Source organism: Enterobacter sp. ENT03 (assembly GCF_019218745.1).
Taxonomy (GTDB): Bacteria; Pseudomonadota; Gammaproteobacteria; order Enterobacterales; family Enterobacteriaceae; genus Enterobacter_D.
This window is the reverse complement of the sequence record NZ_JAHUXA010000009.1, coordinates 90,633-115,521: the sequence shown is the minus strand read 5'-3', so window position 1 is coordinate 115,521 and position 24,889 is coordinate 90,633. Positions and strand designations below refer to the sequence as shown.

Below are 24,889 nucleotides of genomic sequence, written 5' to 3'. Positions count from 1 at the left end.
ATGAGCAAACAACGTATCTTTGTGGCCGGCCATCGTGGAATGGTGGGATCGGCCATCGTACGACAGCTTGAGCAACGCGGGGACGTTGAGCTCGTCCTGCGTACCCGTGATGAACTCAATCTGCTGGACGCCCGTGCGGTCAATGATTTCTTTGCCACCGAGTCCATTGACCAGGTTTACCTGGCGGCGGCGAAAGTGGGCGGTATTGTGGCGAACAATACCTACCCGGCGGAGTTCATTTTCGAGAACCTGATGATCGAGAGCAATATTATTCACGCGGCGCATACGCACAACGTGAACAAGTTGCTGTTCCTCGGCTCATCCTGCATTTACCCGAAAATGGCGAAGCAGCCGATGGCGGAAAGCGAGCTGTTGCAGGGCACGCTTGAAGCGACCAACGAGCCGTACGCGATTGCCAAGATTGCCGGGATCAAACTGTGCGAGTCTTACAACCGCCAGTACGGACGTGATTATCGTTCGGTAATGCCGACTAACCTATATGGCCCGAACGATAATTTCCACCCGAGCAACTCCCATGTGATCCCGGCGCTGCTGCGTCGTTTCCATGAAGCGGCCCAGGAGAACGCCACGGATGTGGTGGTGTGGGGCAGCGGTACGCCGATGCGCGAATTCCTGCATGTGGATGATATGGCGGCTGCCAGCATTCACGTGATGGAGCTGGATCGCGAAGTGTGGGAAGAGAACACCGAACCGATGCTGTCGCACATCAACGTCGGTACCGGCGTGGACTGCACCATTCGTGAACTGGCGCAAACCCTTGCGCAGGTCACCGGCTTTAAAGGCCGCGTGGTGTTCGACGCCAGCAAACCCGACGGTACACCGCGCAAGCTGCTTGATGTGACTCGTCTGCATCAGCTTGGCTGGTATCACGAGGTGTCACTGGAGCAGGGGCTGGCAAGCACCTATCAGTGGTTCCTTGAAAACCAGCACCGGTTCCGGGGGTAAGCATGTTTTTGAGTCAAGAAGACTTCGCCACAGTAGTGCGCTCAACGCCGCTGATCTCCATCGATCTGATCGTGGAAAACTCGCGCGGTGAGGTTCTGCTGGGAGAACGCACCAACCGTCCGGCCCAGGGATACTGGTTTGTCCCTGGCGGTCGCGTACAAAAGGATGAGCCGCTGGCCAGCGCCTTCGAGCGCCTGACCCTTGCGGAACTGGGAACCCGTCTGCCGATGTCGGCAGGCGAGTTTTACGGCGTCTGGCAGCACTTCTATGACGACAACTTCTCCGGCCGCGATTTTTCCACGCACTACATCGTGCTTGGTTTCCGCGTCCGCGTGGATGAGAACAGCCTGACGCTGCCCGCCGAGCAGCACGGGGCGTGGCGCTGGATGACGCCTGACGCAATCGTGAACAGCGAGAACGTGCACGACAACAGCCGCGCCTATTTCCGTGCCGATAAGTCCGGGGTACCGGGCTTATGAAAATCCTGGTGTATGGCATTAACTACTCGCCGGAGCTGACCGGGATCGGTAAGTACACCGGCGAGATGGTGGAATGGATGGCCCGTCAGGGCCATGACGTTCGCGTCATTACCGCGCCGCCGTACTACCCGGAATGGAAAGTGGGCGAGCCTTACTCGGCCTGGCGCTGGCGTCGGGAAGAGGGGGCAGCGACCGTCTGGCGCTGCCCGCTGTATGTCCCCAAAACCCCGACCACCTTAAAGCGCCTGATCCATCTGGGCAGCTTTGCGCTGAGCAGTTTCTTTCCGCTGATGGCGCAACGTCGCTGGAAGCCGGATCGCATTATCGGCGTGGTGCCGACGCTGTTTTGCACGCCGGGCATGCGCCTGCTGGCAAAACTCTCCGGCGCCCGCACCGTGCTGCACATTCAGGATTATGAAGTCGATGCCATGCTTGGCCTCGGCATGGCCGGTAAAGGTCAGGGCGGGCGCGTGGCCCGTCTTGCCAGCGCTTTTGAGCGCAGCGGCCTGCACAACGTCGATAACGTCTCGACGATTTCGCGCTCGATGATGAATAAAGCGCAGGAAAAAGGCGTACCGGCTGAGCGGGTGATTTTCTTCCCCAACTGGTCGGAAGTGGCGCGTTTTCGCGACGTCACTGACGCCGAGGCTTTGCCGCTTCGTCAGCAACTCGGCCTGCCAGCGGATAAAAAAATCATTCTCTATTCCGGCAACATCGGCGAGAAGCAGGGGCTGGAGAGCGTGATTGACGCCGCTGACCGCCTGCGCGACAAGCCGTGGCTGTTCGTGATTGTCGGCCAGGGCGGCGGCAAAGCACGACTGGAAAAAATGGCCCGCGAGCGTGGCCTGAGCAACGTGATTTTTCATCCGTTGCAGTCTTATGACGCGCTGCCGGCGCTGCTGAAACTGGCGGACTGCCATCTGGTGATCCAGAAACGCGGCGCGGCTGACGCGGTACTGCCGTCGAAGCTGACCAATATTCTTGCGGTGGGCGGCAACGCGGTGATCACCGCTGAGCGCCACACCGAACTGGGGCAACTGTGCGACACCTGTCCGGGGATCGCGGTCTGCGTGGAGCCGGAATCGGTTGACGCGCTGATCGACGGCATTGGCCAGGCCCTGCTGATGCCCAAATCCAACACGGTGGCACGTGAATATGCCGAACGCACGCTCGAAAAAGAGAACGTGTTAAGCCAATTTATTGCAGATATTCGGGATTAAACAATGAGTCAACCCACGCTCTATCCGGTAGTAATGGCCGGTGGCTCCGGCAGCCGCCTGTGGCCGCTGTCCCGCGTACTCTATCCAAAACAGTTTCTGTGCCTGAAAGGCGATCTGACCATGCTGCAGACGACGGTAAATCGTCTGAACGGCGTGAAGTGTGAAAGCCCGGTGGTGATCTGCAACGAGCAGCACCGCTTTATCGTGGCTGAACAGCTGCGCCAGCTGAACAAGCTGACGGAGAACATCATTCTTGAACCTGCCGGGCGTAACACCGCCCCGGCCATCGCCCTTGCCGCGCTGGCGGCACAGCGTAACAGCCCGGACAGCGATCCGCTGATGCTGGTGCTGGCGGCGGATCATGTGATCCAGAACGAAGAAGCCTTCCGCGATGCGGTGCGTGCAGCGATGCCCTACGCCGAGAGCGGCAAACTGGTGACCTTCGGCATCGTGCCGGATCTGCCAGAAACCGGGTATGGCTACATCCGCCGTGGTGCGGTCAGCCAGGGCCAGGCCGATGCGGTTGCCTTTGAAGTGGCGCAGTTCGTTGAAAAACCCGATCTCGATACCGCCCAGGCTTATGTCGCCAGCGGCGAGTATTACTGGAACAGCGGGATGTTCCTGTTCCGCGCCGGTCGTTTCCTGGAGGAGCTGAAAAAATTCCGTCCGGATATTTTGCAGGCCTGTAGTAAAGCGATGGATGGCGTCGATCCGGATCTCGATTTTATCCGTGTGGATGAAGAGGCGTTTCTCGCCTGCCCGGAAGAGTCTGTCGATTACGCGGTGATGGAAAAAACCGCCGATGCGGTGGTGGTGCCGATGGACGCCGGCTGGAGCGATGTCGGTTCCTGGTCGTCGCTGTGGGAAATCAGCGCCCATACGCCGGAAGGCAACGTGCATCATGGCGATGTCATCAGCCATAAAACCGAAAACAGCTACGTGTATGCCGAGTCTGGTCTGGTGACCACCGTGGGCGTGAAAGATCTGGTGGTGGTTCAGACCAAAGACGCGGTGCTGATCGCCGATCGTAATGCGGTACAGGACGTGAAAAAAGTGGTCGAGCAAATCAAAGCCGAAGGCCGCCACGAGCATCACATTCATCGTGAAGTGTACCGTCCGTGGGGCAAATACGATTCGATTGATTCCGGCGAACGCTATCAGGTGAAACGCATCACCGTGAAGCCAGGCGAAGGGCTGTCGCTGCAAATGCATCATCATCGCGCCGAGCATTGGATCGTGGTGGCGGGCACCGCCAAAGTGACCATTAACGATGACATCAAGTTACTGGGTGAAAACGAGTCGATTTATATCCCGCTCGGTGCCACGCACTGCCTCGAAAACCCCGGCAAGATCCCGCTGGATTTGATTGAAGTCCGTTCCGGGTCGTATCTGGAAGAAGATGACATTGTGCGGTTTGAGGATCGTTACGGTCGGGTGTAGTGGCTGAACAGCGCCCGGCGGCGCAGGCTTGCCGGGCCTACAGGTGAATGAATGTCGGTCAGGTGAATGACTGTAGGCCCGGTAAGCGAAGCGCCACCGGGCAAGAGAAGTTCAGATCAGCACCCAGGCCCGGTTAGCAAAGCGCCACCGGGCAAGAACAACTAATAAATTTGCCCCAACGGGCCCAGGCTGTGTGTCGCCTGAAAACGAGGTAATCATGGAAAAATTAACCTGTTTCAAAGCCTACGATATTCGCGGCAAGCTCGGAGAAGAGCTGAACGAAGACATCGCCTGGCGCATTGGCCGCGCTTACGGCGAATACCTGAAGCCGCAGACTATTGTGCTCGGCGGTGATGTGCGTCTGACCAGTGAAGCGTTGAAGCTGGCGCTGGCAAAGGGATTACAGGACGCAGGCGTTGATGTGCTGGACATCGGTCTGTCTGGCACCGAAGAGATCTATTTTGCCACCTTCCACCTCGGCGTGGACGGTGGTATCGAAGTGACCGCCAGCCATAACCCGATGGACTACAACGGCATGAAGCTGGTGCGCAAAGGCGCGCGTCCCATCAGCGGCGATACCGGCCTGCGCGACGTGCAGCGTCTGGCGGAAGCCAATGATTTTCCGCCGGTGAACCCGGAAAAACGCGGCAGCTACAAGCAGATTGAACTGCGCGATGCCTATATCGATCACCTGCTGGGTTATATCGACACCACTAACATTACGCCGCTGAAGTTGGTGATTAACTCCGGTAACGGCGCGGCCGGTCCGGTGGTGGACGCCATCGAAGCGCGCTTTAAGGCGCTGAACCTGCCGGTGACCTTTATCAAGGTGCACAACAACCCGGACGGCAACTTCCCGAACGGTATTCCTAACCCGCTGCTGCCGGAGTGCCGCGATGATACCCGCAATGCGGTGATCGAGCACAAGGCCGACATGGGGATCGCCTTCGACGGTGATTTTGACCGCTGCTTCCTGTTCGACGGCGATGGCCAGTTCATCGAAGGCTATTACATTGTTGGCCTGCTGGCGGAAGCCTTCCTCGAAAAACACCCTGGCGCGAAGATCATTCACGATCCGCGTCTGTCCTGGAACACCGTCGATGTGGTGAAAGCGGCAGGCGGTCAACCGGTGATGTCAAAAACCGGTCATGCGTTCATTAAAGAGCGTATGCGCGAAGAAGATGCCATCTACGGCGGCGAAATGAGCGCTCATCACTATTTCCGCGATTTTGCCTACTGCGACAGCGGCATGATCCCGTGGCTGCTGGTGGCGGAACTGCTCTGCGTGAAAGGCCAGTCGCTGGCCGAGCTGGTACGCGATCGTATGGCGGCGTTCCCGGCGAGCGGCGAAATCAACAGCAAGCTTGCGGATCCGGCCACCGCCATCGCCCGCGTGGAGCAGCATTATGCCGCCAGCGCGCTGGAAATCGACCATACCGACGGCATCAGCATGGCGTTTGCGGAATGGCGCTTTAACCTGCGCTCCTCTAATACCGAGCCGGTTGTGCGCCTCAACGTGGAATCGCGGGGTGACGTGGCGCTGATGGAGGCACGAACAAAGGAAATTCTGGCGCTGTTGAACCAGTAGTCGAGCTTGGTTTCTCCTCGCCCGCGGGAAGGGGCGAGGGGACTTAAGAACAGGAACAACGATGATAAATCTAAAAAAGCGCGAGCGAGCTAAAACGAATGCATCGTTAATCTCTATGGTGCAGCGTTTTTCAGACATCACCATCATGTTCGGTGGGCTATGGATCGTCTGCAAGCTACACGCGTTACCCTTTTTCTACCTGCATCTGCTGATGGCCCTGATCACGCTGGTGGTGTTCCAGATGATCGGCGGGATGACCGATTTCTACCGTTCCTGGCGAGGCGTGAAGATCTCGACTGAGCTGGCGCTGCTGCTGCAAAACTGGACGCTGAGCCTGGTTTTCAGCGCCGGGCTGATGGCGTTTAACGCCGATTTCGATAATCCGTTTACCGTTTTCCTTGCCTGGTATCTGCTGAGCAGTGTCGGGCTGGTAGTGTGCCGCACGCTGATCCGCTTTTTCGCGGGCTGGCTGCGCAATCACGGCTATAACACGCGCCGCGTGGCGGTGGCAGGGGATCTGCCGGTCGGCCAGGTGCTGCTGGACAGTTTCCGCCATGAGCCGTGGCTCGGCTTTGAAGTGGTGGGTGTGTATCACGATGCCAAACCGGGCGGCGTGACCGCCGACTGGGCCGGTAATTACGACCAGCTGCTGGAAGATGCGAAAGCCGCCAAAATCCATAACGTCTACATCGCCATGCCGATGAGCGAGGAGTCCGGCATTAAGCGCCTGGTGCGCGAACTGGCGGATACCACCTGCTCGGTGATCCTCATTCCTGATGTGTTTACCTTCAATATCCTGCATTCGCGCATCGAAGAGATGAACGGCGTGCCGGTGGTGCCGCTGTATGACACGCCGCTCTCCGGCATGAACCGTGTGCTAAAGCGTCTGGAAGATATTGTGCTTTCCTCGCTGATCCTGCTGCTCATCTCCCCGGTGCTGCTGTGCATCGCCGTGGCGGTAAAAATGAGCTCGCCTGGGCCGATTATTTTCCGCCAGACCCGCTATGGCATGGACGGTAAGCCGATCAAAGTGTGGAAGTTCCGCTCAATGAAGGTGATGGAGAACGCCGACGTGGTGACCCAGGCGACGCAGAACGATCCGCGCGTCACAAAAGTGGGTAACTTCCTGCGCCGTACTTCTCTCGACGAACTGCCGCAGTTTATTAACGTGCTGACCGGCGGTATGTCGATTGTCGGGCCGCGTCCTCATGCGGTGGCGCACAACGAGCAGTATCGCACCCTGATCCAGGGCTACATGCTGCGCCATAAAGTGAAACCGGGCATCACCGGCTGGGCGCAAATCAACGGCTGGCGCGGCGAGACGGACACGCTGGAAAAAATGGAAAAACGCATCGAGTTCGATCTGGAGTACATCCGCGAGTGGAGCCTCTGGTTCGATATTAAGATTGTGTTTCTCACCATCTTTAAAGGCTTTGTGAACAAAGCGGCGTATTAAGCGAGCACATCATGAGCCTGAGAGAAAAAACCATCAGCGGCGCAAAGTGGTCAGCCATGGCCACCTTGATCATCATCAGCCTTGGGCTGGTGCAGATGACGTGGCTGGCGCGCATTATCGACAACCACCAGTTCGGCCTGCTGACCGTATCGCTGGTGATCATCGCCCTGGCGGATACGCTGTCGGATTTTGGTATCGCCAACTCCATTATTCAGCGTAAAGAGATCGGCTATCTGGAGCTGACCACGCTCTACTGGTTGAACGTCGGGCTGGGGCTGGTGGTCTGCGCGGCGATGTTTTTGTTAAGCGATGTGATTGCCGGGGTGCTCAATAACCCGGATCTGTCGCCGCTGATCAAAACGTTATCGGTCGCCTTTGTGCTGATCCCCCACGGTCAGCAGTTCCGCGCCCTGATGCAGAAAGAGCTGGAGTTCAGCAAGATCGGCATGATTGAAACCCTGTCGGTGATGGCGGGCTTCACGTTTACCGTGATCAGCGCCTGGTACTGGCCGCTGGCCATGACCGCGATCCTCGGTTATCTGGTGAATACCGCAGTGCGCACGCTGCTGTTCGGCTTCTTTGGCCGGAAAATTTACCGTCCGGGGCTGCGTTTTTCGCTGGCGTCCGTTGGCTCGAACCTGCGCTTTGGCGCGTGGCTCACGGCAGACAGCGTGATCAACTACGTCAATACCAACCTCTCTACGCTGGTGCTGGCGCGAATACTCGGGGCCAGCGTCGCGGGCGGTTACAACCTGGCGTATAACGTCGCGGTGGTGCCGCCGATGAAACTCAACCCGATTATTACGCGCGTGCTGTTTCCGGCGTTCGCCAAAATTCAGGACGATACGGAAAAACTGCGCTTGAACTTCTACAAGCTGCTGTCGGTGGTGGGGATCATCAACTTCCCGATCCTGCTCGGCCTGATGGTGGTGTCCGATAACGTGGTGCCGCTGGTATTTGGCGAGAAGTGGAACAGCATCATCCCGATCCTGCAACTGCTGTGTATCGTCGGCCTGCTGCGTGCGGTGGGCAACCCGATTGGATCGCTGCTGATGGCGAAAGCCCGCGTGGACATCAGTTTTAAATTCAACGTCTTTAAAACCTGCTTATTCGTACCGGCGATCATTGCGGGCGGGCATCTGGGCGGCGCGCTGGGCGTGACGCTGGGCTTCCTGCTGGTGCAGATCATCAACACCATCCTGAGCTACTTCGTGATGATTAAGCCGGTGCTTGGCTCCAGCTATCGCCAGTACATGTTGAGCCTGTGGCTGCCGTTCTACCTGTCGCTGCCGACGCTTGTGGTGAGCTACGGTCTGGGGCTGGCACTGGACGGGCATTTGTCTCTCGCCACGCTGCTGGCAGTGCAGATCCTGGCAGGCGCGCTGGCGTTCGCGGTGATGATTGTGCTGTCGCGTAATGCGCTGGTGGTGGAGCTGAAACGTCAGTTTTGCCGCAATGAAAAATTAAGAATGCTGCTGCGCGCAGGTTGATTTTATTCACAAATTTACGACATCAATAATTCAGGTGAAACTGTAATGAAAATACTTATTTTAGGTAACCATACCTGTGGGAACCGTGGTGACAGCGCGATTTTACGCGGCTTACTGGATGCCATTACTGTGCTTGAGCCTGACGCTGAAGTGGATGTCATGAGCCGCTATCCGGTGAGCTCCTCCTGGTTATTAAATCGTCCGGTGATGGGCGACCCGCTCTACAGCCAGATGAAACAGCACAATACCGCCGCCGGTCTGGTGGGGCGGGTGAAGAAAGTCCTGCGTCGTCGTTATCAGCACCAGGTGCTGTTATCCCGCGTGACCGACAGCGGCAAGCTGCGCAACATTGCCATCGCCCAGGGCTTTACCGATTTTGTGCGTCTGCTGTCCGGCTATGACGCCATTATTCAGGTTGGGGGATCTTTCTTTGTCGATCTCTACGGTGTGCCGCAGTTCGAACACGCCCTCTGTACCTTTATGGCGAAAAAACCGCTGTATATGATCGGCCACAGCGTCGGCCCGTTCCAGGACCCGCAGTTTAACCAGCTGGCGAACTATGTGTTCGGGCATTGCGATGCGCTGATCCTGCGTGAACGCGTGAGTCTGGAGCTGATGCAAAAGAGCCAGATCAATACCGATAAAGTGGAGCAGGGGGTGGACACCGCCTGGCTGGTAGATCATCACGATACCGATTTTACCGCCAGCTATGCGGTGCAGCACTGGCTGGACGTGGCGGCCTCACAGAAAACCGTTGCCATTACCCTGCGCGAGCTGGCCCCGTTTGATAAGCGCCTCGGCACGACGCAGCAGGCCTACGAAAAGGCCTTCGCCGAGGTGGTTAACCGTATTCTGGATGCGGGCTGGCAGGTGCTGGCGCTCTCCACCTGTACCGGCATCGACAGTTACAACAAAGATGACCGCATGGTGGCGCTGAATTTACGTCAGCACGTCAGCGATCCGTCGCGCTATCACGTGGTGATGGATGAGCTTAACGATCTGGAAATGGGCAAGATTTTTGCCGCCTGTGATCTGACCGTCGGCACCCGTCTGCACTCGGCGATCATCTCCATGAACTTCGGCACCCCGGCTATCGCCATTAACTATGAGCACAAATCCGCAGGCATTATGCAGCAGTTGGGGATGCCGGAAATGGCCATTGATATTCGTCATCTGCTCGACGGTTCACTCGCCTCGATGGTGGCGGATACCCTCGGCCAGTTGCCGGCGATCAATCAACAGCTGGCAACCGCGGTGGCCGCTGAACGCCATAACGGCTTGCAGATGGTGAAATCGGTGATGGACAGAGTGCGGGGTAAGCAATGAAGGTCAGTTTCTTCCTGCTGAAGTTTCCGCTGTCGTCCGAGACGTTCGTGTTAAACCAGATCACCGCGTTTATCGATATGGGATTTGACGTGGAAATTATCGCCCTGCATAAGGGCGATCTCAGCAATACCCATGCGGCCTATACCGACTACAAGCTGGCCGAAAAAACCCACTGGCTGCTGGATGAGCCGCAGGGGAAAGCGGCAAAACTGCGCTACCGTGCCCAGGCTATTCTGCGCGGTGCCGGGCGGGTGTCTACCTGGAAAGCGCTCAATATGCGCCGCTATGGCGATGAAGCCCGCAATCTGATCCTCGCCGCCATTTGTGGCCTGGCACCGCGCACTTTTAGTGCCGATGTGTTTATCGCCCACTTTGGTCCGGCCGGGGTGACCGCGGCGAAATTACGCGAGCTGGGCGTTATTCGCGGCAAAATTGCCACCGTCTTCCACGGTATTGATGTCTCGCATCGTGATGTGCTGGCGCACTATACGCCGGAGTATCAACAGTTATTTCGCCGCGGCGATCTGATGCTGCCGATAAGCGATCTGTGGGCCGGTCGCCTGAAAAATATGGGCTGCCCACCGGAGAAAATCGCCGTTTCTCGCATGGGCGTGGATATGTCCCGCTTTACTCTGCGTGAGGTCAAAGCGCCGGGTAGCCCGTTACAGATTATCTCTGTCGCCAGGCTCACGGAGAAAAAAGGGCTGCACGTGGCCATCGAAGCCTGTCGCCTGCTGAAAGCGCGCGGCGTCAATTTCCATTACCGCATTTTGGGTATTGGCCCCTGGGAGCGCCGCCTGCGCACCCTGATCGAACAGTTCCAGCTTGAGGACGTGATCGAGATGCCGGGCTTTAAGCCCAGCCATGAAGTGAAGGCGATGCTCGATGAGGCCGACGTCTTCCTGCTACCGTCCGTGACCGGTGCGGATGGTGACATGGAGGGCATTCCGGTGGCGCTCATGGAAGCGATGGCGGTGGGCATTCCGGTGGTCTCCACCGTACACAGTGGGATCCCGGAGCTGATCGATGCGGACCGGTCCGGCTGGCTGGTACCGGAAAACGATCCCCAGGCGCTGGCCGACAAACTGGCCGCCTTTAGCAACATGCAGGGCCAGCAGCTGGCGCCGGTGGTGACCCGCGCACGCGAAAAAGTCGAAACGGACTTTAATCAGCAGAAAATCAATCAGCGTCTGGCGACGCTGCTCCAGACGCTCTGAACTGAGGTTTTATGAAAGCATTCTCCCGTCGACACTTTATCAAGGCTGGTTCCGCACTTGCCTCTCTGCCGCTGTTGTCAGTCCCTGCTTTTGCGCAGGGAGGCAAGGCCAGGGTTGATGTACGTGACTATCAGAAAAACGACTGGATCGCCGCCTTTAAACAGGCGTTTGCCGCCGGTGAGACGGTGGAAGTCCCCGCCGATCTCATCTGTGAAAATATCAATACCGGTATTTTCATCCCGGAAGGGAAAACCCTGCTGGTGCGTGGCGCCCTGAAGGGTAACGGACGCGGACGTTTTGTGTTGCAGGATGGCAGCCAGGTGATCGGCGAGCAGGGCGGTAGCCTGTATAACATCACGCTTGATGTTCGGGGTTCTGACTGCGTGATCAAAGGGCTGGCGATGAGCGGCTACGGGCCGGTCACTCAGATTTACATCGGCGGAAAGAACAAACGGGTGATGCGTAATCTGACCATCGATGATATTACGGTCACCAAAGCCAACTACGCGATCCTGCGCCAGGGCTTCCATAATCGCATCGACGGTGCGCGTATCACCAACAGCCGCTTTAGCTATTTGCAGGGCGACGCCATCGAGTGGAACGTGGCGATCAACGACAGCAATATCCTGATTTCCGATCACGTCATCGACCATATTGACTGTACCAACGGTAAGATAAACTGGGGCATAGGTATTGGTCTGGCGGGCAGTACCTATGACAATGATTATCCTGAGCATCAGTCGGTGAAAAACTTTGTCGTGGCGAATATTACTGGCAGCCATTGCCGCCAGCTGGTGCATGTTGAGAACGGCAAGCACTTCGTGATCCGTAATATTAAAGCCACTAATATCACCCCGGAGTACAGCAAAAAAGCCGGTATCGATAACGCCACCGTGGCGATTTACGGCTGCGATAACTTTGTGATTGATGACGTCAGCATGACCAACAGCGCCGGTATGCTGATTGGTTACGGGGTGATCAAAGGCAATTACCTCTCCATTCCGCAGAACTTTAAGCTGAACGATGTGCGACTGGATAACAGCAACAGTCGGCTGAAACTGCGGGGGATCCAGATCTCCTCCGGCAATGCCACGTCGTTTGTGGCGATCACCAATCTCGACATGAAGCGCGCCTCCCTGGAGTTACATAACAAACCTCAGCACCTGTTCATGCGCAATATCAATGTTATGCAGGAGGCCGCCACCGGCCCGGCGCTGCAAATCCAGTTTGATCTGCGTAAAGACGTGCGGGGTCGCTTTATGGCAAAACAGGATACGCTGCTGTCGCTGGCTAATATTCACGCAGTTAATGAAAAAGGCCAAAGCTCGGTAGACATCGACCGGGTGGACCAGCATGTGGTGAATACCGATAAACTGAACTTCCGTCTGCCTGATAAACGTACGTAACCTCATGTTTGCGAACATTCCTGGTGCACCAGGGGGCAGCTTAGGATTACATCTACTGCAAACCTATCTCGACCGGCGTAACATGTTTTGCCTCGACCAGAGGGTGAAAACCTGCTGGCTAAAGCAGGCTAAATAGCTATAATTCATCAACCATTTATAGGTGGAATTAATAATGATTAATTTGAAAGCAGTTATTCCGGTAGCCGGACTTGGGATGCACATGTTGCCTGCCACCAAGGCCATTCCAAAAGAAATGCTGCCGATCGTCGACAAACCAATGATTCAGTACATCGTTGACGAGGTTGTTGCTGCAGGGATCAAAGAAATCGTTCTGGTTACCCACTCTTCAAAAAACGCGGTTGAGAACCACTTCGACACGTCGTATGAACTGGAAGCGCTGCTTGAACAGCGTGTGAAACGTCAGCTGCTGGCGGAAGTACAGTCTATTTGCCCGCCGGGCGTGACCATCATGAACGTGCGTCAGGCACAGCCGCTGGGTCTGGGCCACTCCATCCTTTGCGCGCGTCCTATTGTTGGCGACAATCCGTTTGTGGTGGTGTTGCCGGATATTATTCTGGATAACAGCAGCGCCGATCCGCTGCGTTACAACCTTGCCGCTATGGTGGCGCGCTTCAATGAAACGGGTCGCAGCCAGGTGCTGGCGAAACGCATGAAGGGCGATCTGTCTGAATACGGCGTCATCCAGACCAAAGAGCCGCTGGACAGCGAAGGCAAAGTTAGCCGCATTATTAATTTCGTTGAGAAACCAGACGAACCGCAGACGCTGGATACCGATCTGATGGCCGTTGGCCGATATGTGTTGTCGGCTGACATCTGGCAGGAACTGGAAAAAACCGAACCGGGCGCCTGGGGACGTATCCAGCTGACCGACGCCATCGCCAAACTGGCAGAGAAACAGTCCGTTGACGCTATGCTGATGACTGGCGACAGCTTCGATTGCGGTAAAAAAATGGGCTATATGCAGGCATTTGTCAGCTATGGTCTGCGTAATCTGAAAGAAGGGCAGAAATTCCGCGAAAGCATTGCTAAGCTATTACGTTAGCGGTTGGAAGATGTTCCAGACGGTTTACAGCTAGGTGAATACAGAGCAGTAGATGATTTCAGGGGTACATTTATGCCACTGATGATTATCTGCTGCTTTTTTATTTTTCAACTACAAGTTCTTGTAGATCAAAGGCTTGAAAAACACGCGAAGGCCCGTGTTCTATAAGAATTTTCCTTGTTTCAATGTGAAATTAGGATGACAATTAGCGGTTGTAACCAGATGTGAGTCGGTTACTTTACGCAATTGCCTGACAACCTGACCCCACCCAGTCCACTGGTAGCTGTAGAGCCAGGGGCGGTAGCGTGCCTTCTGCAAATTACGATTAAAAAGTGCACTGTTAAATGTCGAAATGGGCAACGTCCTGCAATAAGTCTTCGCTCAGCAAATAATATGTGACCAAACGAAAGAAAATACCGGGTCAAATCAACCTTGTTCACGGGCAATTGGTTGTGAAAGTAATATTTATCTCGCCTTTGATTAGTAGAACCCAAGGAATCAACATTGAATTTAGTGAAGACATCAATTCTTAGCTTCATTGCAACAGCTGTGAAAATGTTAGCGGGACTTGTAATCAATAAAGCCATCGCGATTCTAATTGGTCCAGGTGGACTTGCGATGATCGGACAGTTCCAAAATTTTTATATGGTGACGAGTACTATTGCACAAGGCGGAATAAATTCTGGTATCACAAAATATACCGCAGAATATTTTGATAATGATGGCAAAAGGACTGAGTTGTGGAGTACCTCTTTACGTATTACTCTACTATTTTCGTGCATAGTCTCATTATTCCTTATAGTAGGTTCTACTATATGGTCAAAGTTTATATTTGGCAATGCCAATTATAACTATGTTTTTCGAGTATTAGGGTGCACTGTAATTCTATTTTCTTTAAATCAGTTATTGCTATCAGTAATTAACGGGCTAAAGGAAATAAGAAAATTTATCACTATTAATATTACCCAAAGCATATATAGCTTACTTTTCACAACATTGCTTATCTATTTTTTTGGGCTTAACGGTGCCTTGTTTGCGCTAGTAACTAATCAATCGGTTATATTCTTGATAGTGCTTTGGTATCTTAGAAAGCATCCACTTATAACGTTCGCTCGCTTTCGAAAAAAATGGGAAAATGAGCAAGCAAAAAAATTACTCCAGTTTTCTTTAATGTCCTTGATTTCTGCATTTTGTTTACCGGTATCCCAGATAGTTATACGTGATTATGTCGCAAAAGTTTATTCATGGGATTATGCCGGATATTGGCAGGCGATGACCTATATTTCCACAACCTATCTATTGGTCATTACAACAGCATTGTCGATCTACTACCTTCCACGATTATCTGAAATAAATAACAAAAAAGAACTGAGATCTGAGTTATTGAATGGATATAAGATAATAATTCCCATTGTATCATTGATGGCTTTTGTTATTTATCTGTTGCGAGAGCATATAATGCTCATCTTATTCTCAGCAAACTTTAGCCCAATGCTGAGTTTGTTTAAATGGCAAATGATAGGCGATGTTATTAAAATAATATCATGGCTTATTGCATATATAATGTTAGCAAAAGCAATGACAAAATCTTTTATTATAACAGAAGTGTTATTTGCTGTAAGTTTCTGCATTCTTTCAATTTCAGCTGTGTCTTTTTTTGGCTTCAAAGGACTTAGCTATGCATTTGCAATAAACTATTTTATATATTTTTGGGTTGTTTTATTAGTTGTGTGGAAGAAAGTTATCTAGTTAAAACATGACTTACTTAAACATAGGTGTAATTTTAATCACGAGTTTTCTCGATTATCCGAGGTCAAAAGAGTGAATACATTTAGCACTTGTTGGAGGTGACAGATTATGTCATTGATCAAGTTTATAGATTTTAATATCCTCGGCGATGAACGTGGTAGCCTGGTAGCTATTGAAAATAACAAAAACATTCCCTTCGAAATAAAACGTATATATTATATTTTTGGGACCAAGGAAAATGTATCCCGAGGATATCATGCGCATAGAGATTTACAGCAAGTTGCAATTTGCGTAAGTGGACATTGCGAATTTATAATTGATGATGGAATTAATAGAGAGTCGGTTTTGCTAAATAACCCGACAAAAGGTTTATATATAGATAATAACAAATGGCGAGAAATGCATAATTTCTCCGAAGATTGCGTTCTATTAGTCATAGCCAGTAAGTTTTATGATGAAGAAGACTACATCCGTAATTATGACGATTTCTTAAAGGGGATCTAAATGATACATGCGCTTAGTGATGTTCAATCTAAATCCATAGGCGAAAATACGCGAGTATGGCAGTTTTCTGTAATATTAGAAGGTGCCAAAATAGGCGCTAACTGCAATATATGTGCCCATACGATGATTGAAAATGATGTATGTATAGGTAATAACGTTACGATTAAATCAGGGGTTTATTTATGGGATGGAATTACTATCTGCAATGATGTCTTTATTGGTCCGTGTGTTGCATTTTCTAACGATAAATTTCCCAGATCTAAGCAATATCCTGAAGCTTTTGCAAAAACAATAATTAAAGATGGTGCCTCGATTGGAGCCAATGCAACAATTCTTCCAGGATTGATTATAGGTAAAAAAGCCATGGTTGGTGCAGGGGCTGTGGTGACCAGAAATGTTCCAGATTATGCAGTTGTAGTGGGCAACCCTGCAAAAATTATACGTTATATGGGTGAATAGAATGATACCTTTCCTGGATTTAAAAGCTGTCAATGGTCAATATGCGAATGAATTAAAAGAGGCAGCTAGCAGAGTAATTGATTCCGGCTGGTATATCATGGGCGATGAGCTTAAGTCTTTTGAAGCTGAATTTGCAACATATTGTGATGCGGATTATTGCATTGGTGTGGCGAATGGACTTGATGCTCTGACTCTGACACTACGTGCATGGAAAGAGCTTGGCAGAATCAAAGAAGGGGATGAAGTTATCGTCCCTTCAAACACTTATATTGCTTCAATCCTTTCTATTACTGAAAATAAATTAACGCCTGTATTAGTGGAACCAGACCCTCAAACATTTAATATTACAGCTGATAATATTAGAGAAAAACTCACTTCAAAAACACGCGTGCTTTTACCTGTACATCTCTACGGCCAAATTTCCGAAATGGATAATATTATGTCTCTTGCTCGAGAGCATAATTTATTAGTGTTGGAAGATTGTGCTCAGTCGCATGGTGCATCAATTGAAGGTAAAAAAGCTGGTGTATGGGGCGATGCGGGAGCTTTCAGTTTTTATCCGGGGAAAAATCTTGGTGCACTTGGCGATGCTGGAGCTATCGTAACTAATGATAAAGAGCTTTTTGACGTCATTACAGCCCTAAGAAATTATGGGTCACATGAAAAATATAGAAATCAGTTTCAAGGTGTAAATAGCCGGCTTGATGAAATGCAGGCTGCATTCCTGAGAGTTAAATTGCGTCATCTCGATTCCGAAACTGAGAAACGCCGGGTTATTGCAAATAGCTATTTAAATAATATTAAAAATAATAAAATTGAGCTTCCTGCCGTCAAAGATCGTGAACAACATGTTTGGCATCTTTTTGTAATAAAAACTCCGGATCGTATAGCGCTGCAGTCCTATTTGACTGAGTTAGGAATACAAACTCTTATTCACTATCCAATCCCTCCCCATAAGCAAGATGCCTACAGGAACTGGAATGATATGCGTTTTCCAATTAGCGAAGAATTACATTCTTGTGTGCTAAGTATACCGATGGGACCTATGTTACATGAATATGAAGTTAATAAAATAATTAGTGCTATTAATAACTTTGCCTAATATGAAGATTTCTATAGTAACGTTAACATATAAAAATTGGCGCTATTTAAATACGGCAATTGAATCAGTTTCTAATCAATTGATTAATAATTCGATGAGTGTTGAGTATATAATCGTCGATGATGGAACAGAAGATTTTGATTATGACTTGATAAATAAAATCTTAAGAGAAAAATGTCCCTTTGATTTTAAAATAGTACAAAACCAAACTAATGTAGGAACGGTTAAATCGTTCAATAATGCGATTCAGCATTGCAGTGGTGACATCATCATACCGCTATCAGCAGATGATCAATTTTACAGTCATGATGTCGTGTCGAATATAGCAGAAAAATTTTCGGATCCTAATGTTGAAATTTTAACAACATTACGTGTTCCTGTCATGAATGGGAAAGAGTTAGCAAGTCGTCCTTTGCCTCATGAAAGGCAATTGTTCAAAAACTCTAAAAAACTGTTGAATTATTTGATTACTCATGGAAATTTCATTTCTGGTGCTGCAACCACATACAGGAAATCAACTTTAGAAAGGCTAGATTATTTCGATGAAAGATATCGCCTATTAGAAGATTATCCTTTCTATGTTAAAGCACTTACCAATCATATTGAAATATATTTTATGCCTATCAAGGGGATAAAATATGGTATGGATGGTATTTCTGCTCCGGGAAAAATGAATCCTCAACTACGTAATGATTACAAAAAATTCTATAAGTTCGTATTAGAATCTTATCCATTAAGCCTTTTCTGGAAACGTAAGATACTTTATGCAAAAATGTTTTCCCGAGCAGAAAAAACTAATGTAAGAAATATTGTAAAATACCCTGAGCAATTTCTAATTACGACATATCAAAAGATTACGAGATCAATAAAATGAAAATTATCGTCACAGGTGGTGCTGGGTTTATTGGTTCAGCAGTTGTCCGTCATATAATTAAGAACACGGAAAATCAAGTTTTAAATATCGATAAGTTAACGTATGCAGGTAATTTGGAATCCTTAGAAGAAGTTGAGAATAATGAAAACTACACCTTTGAGAAAGTAGATATATGTGACAGCGATGCATTAACTCGTATTTTTAATGAATTCCAACCTGACTTGGTTATGCATCTTGCAGCTGAGTCACATGTTGATAGATCTATTGATGGCCCCGGCGATTTTATTCAGACAAATATTATTGGCACTTACCAACTTCTGGAAGTATCACGAAAATATTGGTCTGGTTTAAACGACAATAAAAAATTGAAATTTAGATTTCATCATATTTCGACTGATGAGGTTTACGGTGATCTCGAAGGTGAAGATGATCTTTTCACAGAAAATACACCATATGCTCCTAGTTCTCCTTATTCAGCATCAAAGGCTTCCAGCGATCATTTAGTCCGTGCCTGGAACAGAACTTACAATTTGCCGACAGTTATTACTAATTGCTCAAATAACTATGGACCTTACCATTTCCCGGAAAAACTCATCCCATTAACTATTTTAAATGCACTTAAAGGTAAACCACTACCGGTATATGGTAATGGGATGCAGATAAGAGATTGGCTGTATGTGGAAGATCATGCGCGCGCGTTGTATTGCGTAGCAACTACTGGCGTGATTGGGGAAACTTACAACATTGGCGGCCATAACGAAAAAGCTAATATCAGTGTTGTCAAAATGATTTGTGAGTTACTCGAAGAACTTAGACCTGAAAAGCCCGAGGGAATCGAAAAATATGAAGATTTGATTACGTTTGTACAGGATCGCCCGGGGCACGATGTTCGTTATGCTATCGATGCTTCTAAAATTGAACAAGAACTAGGATGGAAACCAACTGAAACATTCGAATCAGGTATTCGCAAAACGGTACAATGGTTTCTGCAAAATCCTACCTGGTGGCAACGTGTTTTAGATGGTTCATACGCTGGCGAACGCTTAGGTATAAAAAATAAAGGTTTATAAGATGAAAGGAATAATACTTGCAGGCGGTTCTGGGACACGACTTTATCCGATTACAAGAGGGGTATCTAAACAGCTACTTCCTCTTTACGATAAGCCAATGATCTATTATCCGCTTTCAACTTTGATGCTTGCTGGCATCAATGAAGTTATGATCATTACCACTCCCGAAGATAATGAAAGCTTTATTCGCTTATTGGGTGATGGTTCACAATTTGGTATCAAAATTGTTTATGCCGTTCAACCTAGTCCAGATGGTTTGGCCCAGGCCTTTATAATTGGCGAAAAATTTGTTGGTACAGATCAATGCTGTCTTGTTCTTGGTGATAATATTTTTTATGGACAACATTTTTCTGGAGCGCTGAAAAAAGCTGCTGCACGAAATGTAGGTGCAACCATTTTCGGTTATCAGGTTAAAGACCCAGAACGGTTTGGTGTGGTTGAATTTGATAATCATATGAAAGCTATTTCTATTGAAGAAAAGCCGATAAAACCAAAATCTGACTACGCTGTCACGGGATTATATTTCTATGATAATCGAGTCATTGATTTCGCGAAGAAGGTTAAACCATCAAATCGCGGTGAACTTGAAATAACAACATTAAATGAAATGTATTTAAATGATGGAACGCTCAATGTTGAATTACTTGGGCGAGGTTTTGCTTGGCTCGATACAGGAACTCACGAAAGTCTCCATGAGGCATCTTCGTTCGTCCAAACTATTCAGAATGTGCAAGGGTTAAAAGTGGCATGTCTTGAAGAAATAGCATGGCGCAATGGTTGGTTGACTACTTCAGATTTGATTACTCTTGCGGAGCCCATGAAGAAAAACGACTACGGTCAATATCTTATCCGCCTGGCAGAGGAGAGTAAATAATGCGAGTCCTGGTGACTGGATGTAAAGGCCAGGTGGGGCAAGCTCTGGTTAAACGTTTAAATCACTGTACAGAATTGCTGGCTTTGGACCGGGCAACTCTTGACATCACGAACAAAAAGAATGTTCAAATAGTTGTATCTGATTTTCAGCCCGATTTTATAATTAATGCTGCTGCTTATACAGCGGTAGATAAAGCTGAAGTTGAAGTTGAACATGCGTATGCTATTAATCGTGATGGGACAAGAAATCTTGCCGAAGCTGCAAATGAGATCGAAGCGACATTTATTCATATTTCTACTGATTATGTTTTTTCAGGATTAGCTGATGAACCTTACCTGGAAAGTGATCCAACAGATCCATTAAGTGTATATGGAATATCTAAACTTGCTGGCGAAGAAGCTATTCGGATAGTTAATCCGCATCATATTATTTTACGTACTTCATGGGTGTTTTCAGAAGACGGGAATAATTTTGTAAAAACAATGTTGCGTCTGGCTAAAAACAAGTCTCAATTAAGTATTGTACATGATCAGCGCGGCGGTCCAACCTATGCAGGCGACATTGCAGACACATTAGTACGCATGACTGAAACTCTTTTTAAAGAAAAAGATAGCACCCTTTTTGGTACATATCATTATTCTGGCATGCCAACTGTCAGCTGGTATGAATTTGCACAAGCAATTTTTGTGGAGGCTCAAAAACATGGTGTTGAGCATATACCAGAATTAAGAGCTATCACGAGTGTTGAGTACCCTACGCCAGCAGCACGGCCAAAAAATTCGGCTTTGAATACTGATAAAATTTATAATAAATTCGGTATTTCCCCCAGCAATTGGATGTCTTCGTTAAATAAATTAGATGAGTTTATAGATAAATTATGAAAGTGATCGATACCGCTTTATCCGAAATCAAAGTGATTGAACCATCAGTCTACGGTGACGAGCGTGGTTTTTTCATGGAAACCTGGAATCAAAAATCATTCAATGATTTAGTAGCCTTACAAGAAGTACATTTCGTACAGGATAATCATTCTAAGTCTAAAAAAGGGATTCTACGTGGTCTCCATTTTCAAAGTGAGAATACTCAAGGTAAATTAGTAAGAGTTATCTCTGGCGAAGTATTTGATGTTGCGGTTGATGTACGTAAAAACTCTCCGACTTTTGGTCAATGGGTTGGAGTTTATCTTTCTTCTGAAAACAAAAAACAGTTGTGGATCCCTGAAGGTTTTGCACATGGTTTTTATGTAACACAGGATGATACTGAGTTTGTATATAAATGTACTGACTATTATAACCCGCGAGCTGAACATTCGATTATTTGGAACGACCCTACCATAAATATCGATTGGCCGTTAGTAGGTGAGCCTCAGTTATCAGTTAAGGATTCAAAAGGGAAACTATTATCTGAGATGGAGTTTTATTTGTGAAGAGTGTTGCAGTAATTGGAACTGTTGGAATACCATCTTGCTATGGCGGATTTGAATCTTTAGTTGAAAATCTGACACTGAACAAATCGGATGATATTAAATACACAGTGTTTTGCTCCTCAAAGGCTTACAAAAGCAAAAAAAGAAAACATAATGGGGCGCATCTCATTTACCTACCTTTAAGCGCTAACGGCGTAAGTAGTATTTTTTATGACATTATTTCACTTATCGTTTGCATCTTAAAACGACCTGATGCTGTGTTGATTCTTGGCGTTTCAGGCTGCATATTCCTACCTATTTTCAGATTTCTCAGTAGATCAAAAATAATTACTAATATCGATGGGCTTGAATGGAAAAGAGAGAAGTGGAGTTTATGGCAAAGAAAATTTTTAAAATTTTCAGAGTCAATGGCAGTAAAATATTCTGATATTATTATTAGTGATAATCAGGCTATTACTGATTATGTTCTCAGTGAGTATAAAGTTGAAAGTAAAACGATAGCCTATGGTGGTGATCATGCTATCCGTAATATCGATGAGCGAAATGAGAAACCATATGTAGACGAGCCTTATTCACTAGGTTTGTGTCGCATTGAACCAGAGAACAATATTTCATTGATTTTGAATGCTTTTTCTCAAATTGAGAATAAGTTGATCTTCGTAGGAAATTGGCAATCTAGCGACTATGGAAAGCAATTAAGAGAAAAATATTCCTCTTATTCTAACATTGAGTTGTTAGACCCTATATATGATCTTGATAAACTATATTTTCTTAGGAAAAATTGCAGTTTCTATATACATGGGCATTCAGCAGGTGGCACCAATCCTTCTCTAGTGGAAATGATGCATTTTAAACATCCAATATTTGCATTTGATTGTAACTTCAACCGGTTCAGTACTGATAATAAGGCCTTCTATTTCAAATCCAGTGATGAACTTATCAAATTATTAAGCGTACAAGATAGCTCTTCTCTTATGGCAAATGCTACAAGTATGCATGAAATTGCTGCTAAGGTGTATACATGGGAAAACATTTCGAAAAACTATGAAGCTTTATACTAATTGATATTATAACTTAACGTTTTTCTTTTATGCACTAAATTTTAGGAGCCGTCTAATCTTTTTTGATGGCTGAATAGAGATATCAGATAAACTAATTGTATCAGCACATCAGAAAAAACTATGACCGGACCATTCTTTAAATTAGATTTCAAAAAAATTCTTCAATGTAGAAGATATGTTGCATCAAAATGGAAACGTTTGATACATGCATTGTTATTTTCATATGATTATAATCATAGACGGTCGCCAGATTGCGATCTGGTAATTTTTGATACCTGTGATCTTAAAGGGAGAAAAGACTATACGGAATATATGAATAATTTTATCTCTGAATGTCAAAAGCAACGTAAACCTGAAGTTATTAAATTTAAGTATAGATTTATGCCGCAGCATTTGTTAGGCAAAATTAAATTTATACTTATGAATCTAAAACAATGTACGATTATTGAATTAATACAGTTATCTCAGTTGAATGTTTTATACCATATTATAAAAAATACTAAATTAGCCAATGGTAAGATTATAACTTTTTGCGACGCTCATCCAGAAGATAACCTGATTGCTCAATTTTATAAATTAGAAAGGCATTGTATAACTTATACGTTACAGCATGGTTATTATATATCTGCTCCCGGTACAATTAATCAAGAAGTTTACCGAAATTTTGTTTCTGACTATATGCTATGTTGGGGGCAATCATCAAAAGATAATCTAATAAATAATGGCGTTAACGAAAGGCGATTACTGCTTTTTGGCTGTTTCAAAAACACTCTATGTATCCCAAATAAAATTAATAAAGAGCGAAATATTTTTGTACTATTGAATGGTGCTCATAACAGTGAAACAAACAAATATTTATTAGATTTATCATTAGAGATTATTGATAAAACCGATTTTGATGTAATTATAAAAAAACATCCCGATGATAAACAAAATTATGAAATAAACCCTCGTATTAAATTTGTCGATGACCTTGTGGAGGGTGTTAAGAATTCTGACGTTGCCGTTCTTTCCGAAAGTGGTGTTTTTATTGATCTTTATTTGGCAAAGTTCCCTTTCTATATCTTATGTACACCACTAACAAAGCCTGAATATCTGGCAATTCCAAACACAATAAGCAAGGAACATCTTATTACGTTGTTAATGGATGAGGATCCAGTATTCAAGCATACTAAAATTAATTCTTTAATTAATGAAATTAATCATTTCTCGGAATTATAGATGAAAAAAGTCATTTTTTGGGGTTGGTATAGCGACTATGACATCGCTACGATCAGATCGCTTAGGTCTAAGTATAATGTCCACAACAAATCAATGAGTAAATTTACTAGAATAATTTTAGGTTTGTTTAAGTTTTTTTTAAATAGAAACGTTCTTGGTTACCTTTATAAAATATGTATTGCCGACAAACTTAGCAAGGAAGAAATAATAGTATTCAGTGATGATATAATTTTTTACGATTCGATATTGTCGCATATTCACTGTAAAAGAAAAATAATAGTATTCCGCAATAAATTACCCATCAAATTTTCTTCCACAATTGACAAGTTACAAGCTTGTGGTTTTGAAATGTATACCTTCGATAATTCTGATGCTAAACTATACAACATTATATATAAAGGCCAATATCTGCCTTGTGTTTATAGTCTTAAGTCAGTTGAACAAAAAAACAATGCTTATTTTCTTGGGTTAAATAAAGGTCGACAATCCATATTAATGGCCTTGTCTGATAAGCTATCTGAGAGAGGCATTACTCCAGATATTACTCTGGTGAAAAAATATAACTTCGGCATTAAATTTTATCATGGGAAAATATCTTACCTTGAAAATGTTAATAAATTACTTGAATCAACGTATGTGATCGACATTGTGAGTGAAGGGCAGACCGGTTTAACGTTGCGAGCTTTAGAAGCAACTTTTTATCATAGAAAGTTGATTACAAACAATCCTGCTATTAAACAGTATGAATTCTACAATGAAAATAATATACTTATTTTGAATGATGAATTTGAGATACCAGATTCATTCATTACTGAACGTTATCAACCTGTTTCATCCGATCTTTTAAAAAAATATACGGCTGAGTCTTATTATTCAGATATTATAGGGTAGGTGCTAA

Annotated in this window: 23 protein-coding genes; all 23 read left to right on the top strand. The window is 47.0% G+C overall.

Annotation, left to right across the window (positions count from 1 at the left end):
* Window positions 1-966: a GDP-L-fucose synthase gene (locus tag KW828_RS13305; protein WP_218336795.1), complete on the top strand. Its 966-nt coding sequence runs from the start codon at window positions 1-3 to the stop codon at window positions 964-966.
* Window positions 967-968: 2 nt separating this feature from the next.
* Entirely contained in the window at window positions 969-1,445 is a 477-nt protein-coding gene (locus tag KW828_RS13300) for a GDP-mannose mannosyl hydrolase (protein ID WP_129362989.1), read from the top strand.
* Window positions 1,442-2,665, top strand: a complete 1,224-nt coding sequence (gene wcaI / locus KW828_RS13295; protein ID WP_218336794.1) for a colanic acid biosynthesis fucosyltransferase WcaI — start codon at window positions 1,442-1,444, stop codon at window positions 2,663-2,665. The genes KW828_RS13300 and wcaI overlap by 4 nt, the downstream gene beginning before the upstream one ends.
* A gap of 3 nt (window positions 2,666-2,668) precedes the next feature.
* On the top strand, window positions 2,669-4,105 hold the full coding sequence (gene cpsB, locus KW828_RS13290) for a mannose-1-phosphate guanyltransferase (protein WP_218336793.1): 1,437 nt from the start codon (window positions 2,669-2,671) through the stop codon (window positions 4,103-4,105).
* Between the two features lie 217 nt (window positions 4,106-4,322).
* The gene (cpsG, locus tag KW828_RS13285; protein ID WP_218336792.1) at window positions 4,323-5,693 is read left to right on the top strand and encodes a colanic acid biosynthesis phosphomannomutase CpsG; all 1,371 of its coding nucleotides are present in this window, start codon (window positions 4,323-4,325) and stop codon (window positions 5,691-5,693) included.
* A 61-nt stretch (window positions 5,694-5,754) separates the two neighbouring features.
* Window positions 5,755-7,149: an undecaprenyl-phosphate glucose phosphotransferase gene (wcaJ, locus tag KW828_RS13280; protein WP_218336791.1), complete on the top strand. Its 1,395-nt coding sequence runs from the start codon at window positions 5,755-5,757 to the stop codon at window positions 7,147-7,149.
* Window positions 7,150-7,160: 11 nt separating this feature from the next.
* Window positions 7,161-8,639 (top strand): MOP flippase family protein, encoded by a 1,479-nt coding sequence (locus KW828_RS13275; RefSeq protein ID WP_218336790.1) that lies wholly within the window; start codon window positions 7,161-7,163, stop codon window positions 8,637-8,639.
* 45 nt (window positions 8,640-8,684) lie between these two features.
* On the top strand, window positions 8,685-9,965 hold the full coding sequence (gene wcaK / locus KW828_RS13270; RefSeq protein ID WP_218336789.1) for a colanic acid biosynthesis pyruvyl transferase WcaK: 1,281 nt from the start codon (window positions 8,685-8,687) through the stop codon (window positions 9,963-9,965).
* A complete protein-coding gene (wcaL, locus tag KW828_RS13265) occupies window positions 9,962-11,182 on the top strand; it encodes a colanic acid biosynthesis glycosyltransferase WcaL (protein WP_218336788.1) in 1,221 nt (406 codons plus the stop codon). The genes wcaK and wcaL overlap by 4 nt, the downstream gene beginning before the upstream one ends.
* 11 nt (window positions 11,183-11,193) lie before the next feature.
* Window positions 11,194-12,588, top strand: coding sequence for a colanic acid biosynthesis protein WcaM (wcaM, locus tag KW828_RS13260; protein ID WP_218336787.1), 1,395 nt, complete (start codon window positions 11,194-11,196; stop codon window positions 12,586-12,588).
* A gap of 172 nt (window positions 12,589-12,760) precedes the next feature.
* Window positions 12,761-13,651, top strand: coding sequence for a UTP--glucose-1-phosphate uridylyltransferase GalF (gene galF, locus KW828_RS13255; RefSeq protein ID WP_218336786.1), 891 nt, complete (start codon window positions 12,761-12,763; stop codon window positions 13,649-13,651).
* A gap of 513 nt (window positions 13,652-14,164) precedes the next feature.
* Window positions 14,165-15,400: an O-antigen translocase gene (locus KW828_RS13250; protein ID WP_371316126.1), complete on the top strand. Its 1,236-nt coding sequence runs from the start codon at window positions 14,165-14,167 to the stop codon at window positions 15,398-15,400.
* Between the two features lie 108 nt (window positions 15,401-15,508).
* Window positions 15,509-15,904, top strand: a complete 396-nt coding sequence (locus tag KW828_RS13245; protein WP_218336784.1) for an FdtA/QdtA family cupin domain-containing protein — start codon at window positions 15,509-15,511, stop codon at window positions 15,902-15,904.
* Window positions 15,905-16,363 (top strand): acyltransferase, encoded by a 459-nt coding sequence (locus KW828_RS13240; RefSeq protein ID WP_218336783.1) that lies wholly within the window; start codon window positions 15,905-15,907, stop codon window positions 16,361-16,363.
* A 1-nt stretch (window position 16,364) separates the two neighbouring features.
* Window positions 16,365-17,465: a DegT/DnrJ/EryC1/StrS aminotransferase family protein gene (locus KW828_RS13235; protein WP_218336782.1), complete on the top strand. Its 1,101-nt coding sequence runs from the start codon at window positions 16,365-16,367 to the stop codon at window positions 17,463-17,465.
* 1 nt (window position 17,466) lies between these two features.
* Window positions 17,467-18,339: a glycosyltransferase gene (locus KW828_RS13230; protein WP_218336781.1), complete on the top strand. Its 873-nt coding sequence runs from the start codon at window positions 17,467-17,469 to the stop codon at window positions 18,337-18,339.
* Entirely contained in the window at window positions 18,336-19,409 is a 1,074-nt protein-coding gene (rfbB, locus tag KW828_RS13225; RefSeq protein WP_256350157.1) for a dTDP-glucose 4,6-dehydratase, read from the top strand. The genes KW828_RS13230 and rfbB overlap by 4 nt, the downstream gene beginning before the upstream one ends.
* Before the next feature lies 1 nt (window position 19,410).
* Window positions 19,411-20,283, top strand: a complete 873-nt coding sequence (rfbA, locus tag KW828_RS13220) for a glucose-1-phosphate thymidylyltransferase RfbA (protein WP_218336780.1) — start codon at window positions 19,411-19,413, stop codon at window positions 20,281-20,283.
* Complete coding sequence (gene rfbD / locus KW828_RS13215) at window positions 20,283-21,164, top strand: dTDP-4-dehydrorhamnose reductase (RefSeq protein WP_218336779.1); 882 nt, start codon at window positions 20,283-20,285, stop codon at window positions 21,162-21,164. Before rfbA ends, rfbD begins: the two co-directional genes overlap by 1 nt.
* Window positions 21,161-21,709 (top strand): dTDP-4-dehydrorhamnose 3,5-epimerase, encoded by a 549-nt coding sequence (gene rfbC, locus KW828_RS13210; protein WP_218336778.1) that lies wholly within the window; start codon window positions 21,161-21,163, stop codon window positions 21,707-21,709. Before rfbD ends, rfbC begins: the two co-directional genes overlap by 4 nt.
* Window positions 21,706-22,770 (top strand): DUF1972 domain-containing protein, encoded by a 1,065-nt coding sequence (locus KW828_RS13205; protein ID WP_218336777.1) that lies wholly within the window; start codon window positions 21,706-21,708, stop codon window positions 22,768-22,770. Before rfbC ends, KW828_RS13205 begins: the two co-directional genes overlap by 4 nt.
* 120 nt (window positions 22,771-22,890) lie before the next feature.
* A complete protein-coding gene (locus KW828_RS13200; protein WP_218336776.1) occupies window positions 22,891-23,991 on the top strand; it encodes a hypothetical protein in 1,101 nt (366 codons plus the stop codon).
* Entirely contained in the window at window positions 23,992-24,882 is an 891-nt protein-coding gene (locus KW828_RS13195; RefSeq protein ID WP_218336775.1) for a hypothetical protein, read from the top strand.
* Window positions 24,883-24,889: the final 7 nt, after the last annotated feature.

Excerpts from the sequence above, each read along its gene's own strand:
- wcaK (WP_218336789.1), top strand. The coding sequence starts at position 8,685 with ATGAAAATACTTATTTTAGGTAACCATACCTGTGGGAACCGTGGTGAC.
- KW828_RS13275 (WP_218336790.1), top strand. The coding sequence starts at position 7,161 with ATGAGCCTGAGAGAAAAAACCATCAGCGGCGCAAAGTGGTCAGCCATG.
- rfbB (WP_256350157.1), top strand. The coding sequence starts at position 18,336 with ATGAAAATTATCGTCACAGGTGGTGCTGGGTTTATTGGTTCAGCAGTT.
- galF (WP_218336786.1), top strand. The coding sequence starts at position 12,761 with ATGATTAATTTGAAAGCAGTTATTCCGGTAGCCGGACTTGGGATGCAC.
- rfbA (WP_218336780.1), top strand. The coding sequence starts at position 19,411 with ATGAAAGGAATAATACTTGCAGGCGGTTCTGGGACACGACTTTATCCG.
- wcaJ (WP_218336791.1), top strand. The coding sequence starts at position 5,755 with ATGATAAATCTAAAAAAGCGCGAGCGAGCTAAAACGAATGCATCGTTA.
- KW828_RS13230 (WP_218336781.1), top strand. The coding sequence starts at position 17,467 with ATGAAGATTTCTATAGTAACGTTAACATATAAAAATTGGCGCTATTTA.
- wcaI (WP_218336794.1), top strand. The coding sequence starts at position 1,442 with ATGAAAATCCTGGTGTATGGCATTAACTACTCGCCGGAGCTGACCGGG.
- KW828_RS13245 (WP_218336784.1), top strand. The coding sequence starts at position 15,509 with ATGTCATTGATCAAGTTTATAGATTTTAATATCCTCGGCGATGAACGT.
- KW828_RS13300 (WP_129362989.1), top strand. The coding sequence starts at position 969 with ATGTTTTTGAGTCAAGAAGACTTCGCCACAGTAGTGCGCTCAACGCCG.
- KW828_RS13200 (WP_218336776.1), top strand. The coding sequence starts at position 22,891 with ATGACCGGACCATTCTTTAAATTAGATTTCAAAAAAATTCTTCAATGT.
- KW828_RS13235 (WP_218336782.1), top strand. The coding sequence starts at position 16,365 with ATGATACCTTTCCTGGATTTAAAAGCTGTCAATGGTCAATATGCGAAT.
- cpsB (WP_218336793.1), top strand. The coding sequence starts at position 2,669 with ATGAGTCAACCCACGCTCTATCCGGTAGTAATGGCCGGTGGCTCCGGC.
- rfbC (WP_218336778.1), top strand. The coding sequence starts at position 21,161 with ATGAAAGTGATCGATACCGCTTTATCCGAAATCAAAGTGATTGAACCA.
- rfbD (WP_218336779.1), top strand. The coding sequence starts at position 20,283 with ATGCGAGTCCTGGTGACTGGATGTAAAGGCCAGGTGGGGCAAGCTCTG.
- cpsG (WP_218336792.1), top strand. The coding sequence starts at position 4,323 with ATGGAAAAATTAACCTGTTTCAAAGCCTACGATATTCGCGGCAAGCTC.
- wcaM (WP_218336787.1), top strand. The coding sequence starts at position 11,194 with ATGAAAGCATTCTCCCGTCGACACTTTATCAAGGCTGGTTCCGCACTT.
- KW828_RS13240 (WP_218336783.1), top strand. The coding sequence starts at position 15,905 with ATGATACATGCGCTTAGTGATGTTCAATCTAAATCCATAGGCGAAAAT.
- KW828_RS13195 (WP_218336775.1), top strand. The coding sequence starts at position 23,992 with ATGAAAAAAGTCATTTTTTGGGGTTGGTATAGCGACTATGACATCGCT.
- KW828_RS13305 (WP_218336795.1), top strand. The coding sequence starts at position 1 with ATGAGCAAACAACGTATCTTTGTGGCCGGCCATCGTGGAATGGTGGGA.
- wcaL (WP_218336788.1), top strand. The coding sequence starts at position 9,962 with ATGAAGGTCAGTTTCTTCCTGCTGAAGTTTCCGCTGTCGTCCGAGACG.